This window comes from Oscillatoria sp. HE19RPO, from assembly GCF_024220515.1.
Classification (GTDB): domain Bacteria; phylum Cyanobacteriota; class Cyanobacteriia; order Cyanobacteriales; family Laspinemataceae; genus Laspinema.
In genome coordinates, this window is record NZ_JAMXOT010000282.1 from 20,039 (window position 1) to 28,163 (window position 8,125).

At 50.4% G+C, this 8,125-nt stretch carries 5 protein-coding genes; all 5 read left to right on the plus strand.

The window, feature by feature from the left end:
- The first annotated feature begins 13 nt into the window (after positions 1-13).
- The 5 genes from NG833_RS23150 (at position 14) to NG833_RS23170 (ending at position 7,849) form a co-directional block, all read left to right on the plus strand.
- Positions 14-2,380 carry a CAP domain-containing protein gene (locus NG833_RS23150; protein ID WP_254567633.1) on the plus strand — a complete coding sequence of 789 codons (2,367 nt, stop codon included), beginning with the start codon at positions 14-16 and terminating at the stop codon, positions 2,378-2,380.
- Positions 2,381-2,392: 12 nt separating this feature from the next.
- On the plus strand, positions 2,393-2,554 hold the full coding sequence (locus tag NG833_RS23155) for a hypothetical protein (RefSeq protein ID WP_254567634.1): 162 nt from the start codon (positions 2,393-2,395) through the stop codon (positions 2,552-2,554).
- Positions 2,555-2,757: 203 nt separating this feature from the next.
- Positions 2,758-3,888, plus strand: a complete 1,131-nt coding sequence (locus NG833_RS23160; RefSeq protein ID WP_254567635.1) for a transcription termination/antitermination protein NusA — start codon at positions 2,758-2,760, stop codon at positions 3,886-3,888.
- Between the two features lie 167 nt (positions 3,889-4,055).
- A complete protein-coding gene (locus NG833_RS23165; RefSeq protein ID WP_254567636.1) occupies positions 4,056-6,011 on the plus strand; it encodes an alpha-amylase family glycosyl hydrolase in 1,956 nt (651 codons plus the stop codon).
- Between the two features lie 1,010 nt (positions 6,012-7,021).
- Positions 7,022-7,849: a leucine-rich repeat domain-containing protein gene (locus NG833_RS23170; RefSeq protein ID WP_254567637.1), complete on the plus strand. Its 828-nt coding sequence runs from the start codon at positions 7,022-7,024 to the stop codon at positions 7,847-7,849.
- The last annotated feature ends 276 nt before the right edge of the window (positions 7,850-8,125 follow it).

An 8,125-nucleotide genomic window follows, 5' to 3' on the forward strand; every position in this document is an offset into this window, starting at 1 on the left:
GGAGAAAAATGAGATGACAACCAACTCTGAATTTATCAATCAGGTTGTAGCGCTAGTCAATCAAAGACGCGCCCTCGCCAATTTGCCACCTGTCGCGGTGGATTCCCAGTTGAATCGAGCCGCCCAAATCCATGCCGAAGATATGGCGGAAAACGACTTTTTCAGTCTCACCGGCTCAGATGGCTCCACAACAGTCAGCCGGTTGGCAGCAGTCGGATATCGCTTCAGCAACTTCCAGGAGAATATTTCTGCGGCCCTTCCTACCCCAGAGCAAGTTGTCGAAAATTGGTTCAACGATCCCGGACAGCGAGACACCCTCCTCAAACCCGGAGTTGATAATATCGGCGTTGGCTATTTCTTCCTAGAAAACGATACGGGAACCTTTAACGCTAACCATTATTGGAGTTTAGTCGTTGCCGCCCGTGCCGCCGGTAGTAATATTGTGGGATTCAATTTCCCCAACGCCCTTCAAGGCAGCGTGGGTGACGATACCATTTTTGGATCCGTTGGCAACGACACGATTTTTGGCAATGCCGGAAACGACCAAATCTTTGGTCGCCTTGGAGACGATATCCTCTTTGGGAACGCAGGCAACGATCAACTCTTTGGGGAAGAAGGAAGCGATTCCCTCTTCGGGGGTCAAGGGGACGACTTCCTCGATGCTGGAATCGGAAACGATTTCCTTTCCGGAGATGAGGGCAACGATACCCTCGCCAGTGAGTCCGGATTCAACATTTTTGAAGGCGGTGGCGGCAACGATATCATCGGTGGCGGCATCAACAACGACACCATTTCCGGTGGCGACGGCGATGATCTCGTCTATGCTGGAGCCGGTGAAGATAATGTGATCGGAGAAGCCGGTAACGACGTCATCTTTGGCAATGTCGGGAATGACATCCTCAATGGCGGTAGCGCTAACGATACCCTCTACGGAGGCCAAGATGATGATACCCTCTATGGCGAAAGTGGGGATGACCTCCTCTACGGCGACAAGGGGAACGACCAAATCTTTGGGGGGGATGGCAACGATGTCCTCTATGGTGGTGAAGGCAACGATACCGTCTTCGGCAACGATGGGGACGATGTGATCTTTGGTAATCAAGGAGATGATACCCTCGCCGGGGGTGACGGTGCTGATACTATCTATGGAGGACAAGACAACGATCAACTCTTTGGGGATGGGGACAACGATCTGCTCTTTGGGGACCTCGGTAACGATACCGTGATTGGGGGTGCAGGCAACGATAGTATCTATGGCGGCGAAGGGAACGATCAACTCAGTGGACAAGAAGGGGATGACAACCTTTTTGGCAACCAGGGCCGCGATACTCTGCGAGGCGGTGTAGGTAACGATACCCTCTATGGCGGTAAAGGGGAGGACCTGTTATTTGGGGAAGCCGATGATGATTTCCTCTCCGGGGATTTAGGAAACGATACCCTATTTGGGGGCACCGGAAATGATACCCTCCTAGGCGCAGACGGGGAGGATTTATTATTTGGAGAAGCAGGCAACGATACCTTAATTGGCAACGAGGGCAACGATACCCTATTAGGGGATGAGGGCAATGACTTCCTAGAAGGAGGTTCCGAAAACGATAGTTTACTCGGCGGCATTGGCAACGACACCCTATTAGGGGATGAAGGAGAAGATATCCTCTATGGCGGCGATGGCAATGACCAAATGCGCGGGGGTGAGGACAATGACATCTTATTTGGAGAAGCAGGCAACGATACCCTCTTCGGTGATGAAGGCAACGATACTCTCATTGCTGGAGAAGGGGAGAATTTACTCGATGGTGGTGCCGAAAACGACAGTCTCATCGGTGGCGTCGGTAACGATACCATCAACGGTGGAGAGGGTGCCGATACTATTGTTGCCACCGGAGGCAGCAACGCGATCGACGGCAATGCCGGAAACGATAGTATATTAGGCGGTGCTGGTACCGATACCATCAACGGTGGCGATGGGGAGGATCTGATCAACGGTGGCGATGGGGATGATGTCCTCACCGGAGATGCAGGCAACGATTTCATCCTGGGAGGAAACGGAAATGACACCATCCTCGGCGGTGACGGCAGCGACACCCTCGATGGGGGTGCCGGGGAATTTGTCCTTTATACCGGAGGCGCAGGCAGGGACTTCTTCGTATTGCGTCCCGGAGTCACTGCCACCATTACGGATTTTGAGGATGGACAGGACAAGTTTATTCTCACCGGGGGTCTAAAAGTCAGTGAGTTACTGATTTCTGCACCCATTGGAGATTCACCCACGGATACGACTATCGTCCTAGCTAAGGATACCTCGGTGGTGATTGCCCTCCTCGAAGGCATTGACCCCGAGTTCCGCAACCTGATTATTACAACCGGCGATTTTGTCTAAGGTTAATTGTCGTTGGTCATTGGTCATTGGTCTTATGTTGATGGGGAGGATGGGGGAGTTGGGGGAGAAGTTTGTAGTAACGACTTCAGTCGTTACCGCGTGACGAAAGCATCCGCTTTCGTCACGCCCCAATCTCAGGTGCTGTCTCCAGTTCCCCAGCAGGCAAGGCGGTAGACCCTCAGATTGCTCGTGTTATGGCATCCGCCATAACACGAGAGCAACGACTAAAGTCGTTACTACAAACTTCTCCCCCATCTCCCCCATCTTCCCCATCTCCCCCACCCTCCCCAGGGAATGATTAAAAAATGGGTGAGCTTTTCAGGTAAAATTCCCTAAGCCCAGAGCTACTTGGAACAGCGTTGTAGGAGGTGTTCTCAATGTCGATGGTCAGTCTTCCCGGACTCCGATCGCTGCTTGATACGATGAGTCAACAGCGCTCTTTACCGCCACTGGCGGTCCAGGCAGCGCTGAAAGCTGCATTACTTAAAGGATATGAGCGCTATCGTCGGACCCAAGTCCGCAACGATGAGGATTTTCCCGAAGACTACTTTGAAAATTTTGCAGTCAAACTGGACCTGAAGGCGGAAGGGTTTCGGGTGACGGCGACGAAGACGGTGGTGGAGACGGTGGAGGATAGCGATCGCGAAATTCCCCTGGATTTGGCGATTAAAAAGGGGGCCAAAGTCAAAGTCGGCGATCGCGTGATTGTGGATGTGACTCCCAATCAAGGAGATTTCGGTCGTCTGGCGGCGTTACAAACCAAAACGGTCCTCACTCAAAAATTGCAAGAACAGCAGTGCAAATACATTCAAGAGACGTTTGCCGATCGCAAGGGGACCGTTCTGGTGGGTAAGGTCCTCAAAAGTGATGCTCGCGGGGTCGTCTTAGGGGTCAGTGGAGGTGCGGGTCACCCTCTGGTGGAAGCGGAACTTCCCAAATATGAAAAGTTACCGAATGATGACTATCAAGAAGGGGCTCAATTGAAGGTTTATCTGAAAAAAGTCTTCGATCGCCCCAGTTCAAAACCCCTGTTACGGGTGTCCCGCGCTACGAGTTATCTGGTTTCCGGTTTGTTGAGCGATCGCGTTCCGGAAATTCGCCAGGGACTCGTTGAAGTCAAAGGGGTGGCCCGGGATTCCATCCCCACAAAACCCGATATCGCCCCCCGGACTAAAATCGCGGTCCATGCTCTGGATCCGGAAGTCGATGCGGTGGCAGCTTGTATTGGTAAGCTGGGGGAACATCTCCAGGCGATCGCCCAGGAAATCCCTGGGGAAAAAATCGAAGTGATTCCCTGGTCCGAGGACCCCGCTACCTATATTGCCAATGCTCTATCTCTGACTCTAGTTGAAGGGGCGATCGCCCTCGATGTGGAGAATCAATCCGCTGAGGTGATCGTTCCTCCCGATCGGTTGGCAGTCGCCCTCGGACCCGAGGACCAAAATCTCCAACTCGCTTCCCGTCTCACAGAGTGGAAAATCACCCTCAAACCCCTCCCAGAACCCTAGAGTTTCATCCACTCTAGGCCCTCGCCCCCCGAGGCATCCTTGTAGCGTCAGTTTTTGTTCCTCCAGATAGATGACTGACCCAAGTTCGGGGGGTATGATTCAGATGGTATTCAGTCATTTTATACACTTGATTTTCCACCTGTTCAGAGGGTGGTCTCCCAAACCTTATGCAGCCGACTTCCAGTTCCAAAGAAGAATCTCTCACATTGGGTTCTTCCCCCTCGAATGTTGATGCCTCCACTGGGGCTGAATTGACCCTCCAAAAAGAAGAAGAAGGAAACGAATTTGAGTTTCTCTTCACCCGGTCTATTGAATTTCGTCAAGAAACCATTTATTTCATCGTCGTAGACCGATTTTACGATGGCGACCCCAGCAATAGCGAAGGACCGAATCCCGAACTCTTCGACCCTTCGGGAGAAGATTGGGGCAAATACTGGGGCGGCGATTTACAGGGCGTCATTGACAAACTAGACTATCTCAAATCCCTCGGCATCACCGCCATTTGGTTAACTCCGCTGTTTGAACAAGTGGAAGCCTTATTTGTCGAACAAGCGGCCATTCACGGCTACTGGACCCGAGATTTTAAACGCCTCAATCCCCGATTTATTGCCCCCGATGATAACCCCTCCCTCAACGCCACCCAAGACAGTCGCGATACGGTTTTTGATAAACTGATTGATGAGTTACACAAGCGAGATATGAAACTCATTCTCGATATTGTCTGTAACCATAGTAACCCGGATTTTAGCGGGGTTAAAGGCGAACTTTATGATGATGGGGTTAAAATTGCCGATTTCAATGATGATAAAGAGAGCTGGTATCATCATTATGGGGAAGTGACCAATTGGGAAGATGAATGGCAGGTGCAGAACTGCGAATTAGCGGGGTTGGCTACCTTTAACGAAAATAATATCACCTATCGAAACTACATCAAATCTGCCATTAAACAATGGCTGGATCGGGGCGTCGATGCCTTGCGTGTGGATACAATCAAACATATGCCGATCTGGTTTTGGCAGGAGTTCAACGCCGATATTCAGTCTCACAAACCGGATGTGTTTATCTTTGGGGAATGGATTTATAACCATCCCAACGATGAGCGATCGGTCAGCTTTGCCAATGAATCAGGAATGACCATTCTGGACTTTGGTTTAGCTACGGCAATTCGAGAAGTATTGGCAGTCGGTGCAGAACCGGGATTTCAAATGATCCAGTCTATTTTTGACCAGGATTATAAATATAATGCTGCCACGGAACTGATTACCTTTATCGATAATCACGATATGCATCGGTTCCAAACCTTGAATCCGGACCCGGATCTCTTGCGTTTGGCGATTAATTTAATTATGACTTGCCGGGGAATTCCCTGTATCTATTACGGGACCGAGCAGTATCTGCACAATGATACCAATGGGGATAATAATCCCTACGGTAATAATGACCCCTACAATCGTCCCATGATGGAAAACTGGGATACAGACACCCCAATTTATCGGGATATTCGCTTACTTTCGGGGGTGCGCCGTCTGAATCCTGCGGTTTCCCTGGGCAGTCAATGGAATAAGTATCTCACGGCGGATGTTTATGCTTATGTGCGACGGTATCGGGATTCCGTGTGCTTCGTCGCCATGAATCGCGGGGAAGCAACCACCATTGATGTTCATACTGACTTACCCGATGGGGAACATAGCTGCATTGTAACCCGCCGCAAACTGGAAGTGCAGGGGGGAATGTTACATCAATTAGAACTGGGTGCTAAAGAGGCAGTCGTCATCAGTCACGTCGGGGAACGGATTAAGGGGACCGTCTTAGTGCGCGCACATTTGAATGGACTTTCAACCGATGTGGGTCAAGTGGTGGTAGTGACAGGAGATTGTCCAGAATTGGGGAATTGGGATATTACCAAAGCCTATACCCTGGAGTATATCAACTCGAATACCTGGTTTGCCGAAATCCCCTTTGAGGAAAGTGTAGGAAAGGCGATCGCCTATAAATATGCGATCGTGTATAAAGACGAACATGGCAACGATGCCGCACTCCCCACCCGAGAAAACATCGTCTGTCGTCGCTGGTTATTAGCCGATGAAGGGACAGTGAAATGGGTGGATAAGTGGGCAAATTGAGGGAATGAATAGGGGGGCGATCGGTTTTCTCACCCATTCCCTAACCGGACAAACGCCGACTGGGAAACCGAACCCCATACTGTAGGGGCGATTCGAGAATCGCCCGCCAGAAATCTCATCCAGAATCCGGTTGTCAAAGGTCTATCACAACCCGCACCCTAAAGGGTGGGGCTATACAGACGAAGCCCGCCTGCGCGGGCTAATCCATACCAATCTTATCCAGAATCCGGTTGTCAAAGTCTATCACAACCCGCACCCTAAAGGGTGGGGCTATACAGACGAAGCCCGCCTGCGCGGGCTAATCCAGAAAATCGACTTGAGACAATCGAATTTGGTATTATCCCCCTGTAGAGGCGATTCGAGAATCGCCCGAAACCAATCTCATCGCTAAATCCCGCCCACCAAATCACATCCCCCTGTAGAGGCGATTCGAGAATCGCCCGAAACCAATCTCATCGCTAAATCCCGCCCACCAAATCTCATCAACCTGTAGGGGCGATTCGAGAATCGCCCGAAACCAATCACATCCCCCTGTAGAGGCGATTCGAGAATCGCCCGAAACCAATCACATCCCCCTGTAGAGGCGATTCGAGAATCGCCCGAAACCAATCTCATCGGTAAATCCCACCCCCCAATCCAGACGAAATGCTCCTAGCGAGCAAGATGCTCGCACTCCTAATCTCTTGAACCCTGAACATCTTGCGCCCTAGCATCATCCAACTTAGATACTCACTCCAGTCAGAAACCCGGTATCTCCCAGTCTTCTACTAAATCTGAGCGCTGTACCAACCCAACGGCCCAAAATAGGTTACCCTACAATAAAAACCAGACAGCAGCGGATATCTGCGATCGGCGAATCCAAGTAGAGGCGAAGCATTCCCCCAGGAATCGGACAATTGACTGAAAATGCACCCCCGAATGCTACCCCTCCCTCGGCCAACCAAGCGCCACCCCCCTACCCCATCCGCCTAAGTCAAAAAAAGCCTGACAAGCAACATTGAGGTTGAGTCATGACAGAAGAAGAACTACTTGAAATTATCCAACAATCTGCGGAGGATCACGTAACCTCCCTCGACCTTTCATGGAACGATCTGACAAAGTTGCCGCCGGAAATTGGGCAACTCACTCATCTGAAAGAGCTAGACCTCATGGGCAATCAACTGAGTACCTTGCCCTCGGAAATTGGGCAACTCACTCATCTGAAAGAGCTAAACCTCTGCGACAATCAACTCAGTGTCTTGCCTCCGGAAATGTGCCAACTTGACCATCTGACAACGGTATCCATTAGCAGCAATCAACTGAGTGCGCTACCGCTGGAAATTTGCCAACTCCCTAATCTGACATGGCTAAACCTTACTGAAAATCAACTGAATACCCTACCGCCGGAAATTCGACAACTAACCCATCTGACAGCGGTATCGATTAGCAGCAATCAACTGAGTGCGCTGCCGCTGGAAATTTGCCACCTCCCTAATTTGACATGGCTAAATTGCGATGATAACCAACTAAGTAAACTGCCCCCGGAAATTGAGCAGATTATTAATCTGACCGTGCTATCTATCAGCAGCAATCAACTGAGTACACTACCGCCGCAAATTGGACAACTCACCCATTTGACACGGCTAAACCTCTGCGACAATCAATTGAGTACACTGCCCCCAGAAATTGGAAATCTCACTAACCTTAAAGTCCTAAATCTTAAGGAAAACCCAGAAAAATGGTGGGAAGATGGCCTCTACATCGGCGGTAACCCCCTCACCTCCCCACCGCCCGAAATCTTAAACCAAGGCATCGATGCCACCTTAGCCTATCTGCGCGAACAACTCCATTCCGAATAACGAGAATGGGTCTTTCAACTCATCTTAGTTGGTGAGGGGGGTGTGGGGAAAACCTCCTTCAGCGGTTAGCCAGTATTTTAAAATATGCTACCCCCATATCTAAACTGGGTATCGGCAATGTGGAGCGTTAAATTTGGGCAAAAACCCGGTTTCTGGTAGCTTGAAGTTGTCTCGTGGGGGCTAGAAACCGGGTTTTTTACAGAGTCTATGATAAGGAGCGTTAAATTTTGGCAAAAACCCGGTTTCTGGTAGCTTGAAGTTGTCTCGTGGGGGCTA

Coding starts and splice junctions, on each gene's coding strand:
- NG833_RS23160 (WP_254567635.1), top strand. CDS start 2,758: ATGTCGATGGTCAGTCTTCCCGGACTCCGATCGCTGCTTGATACGATG.
- NG833_RS23165 (WP_254567636.1), top strand. CDS start 4,056: ATGCAGCCGACTTCCAGTTCCAAAGAAGAATCTCTCACATTGGGTTCT.
- NG833_RS23170 (WP_254567637.1), top strand. CDS start 7,022: ATGACAGAAGAAGAACTACTTGAAATTATCCAACAATCTGCGGAGGAT.
- NG833_RS23150 (WP_254567633.1), top strand. CDS start 14: ATGACAACCAACTCTGAATTTATCAATCAGGTTGTAGCGCTAGTCAAT.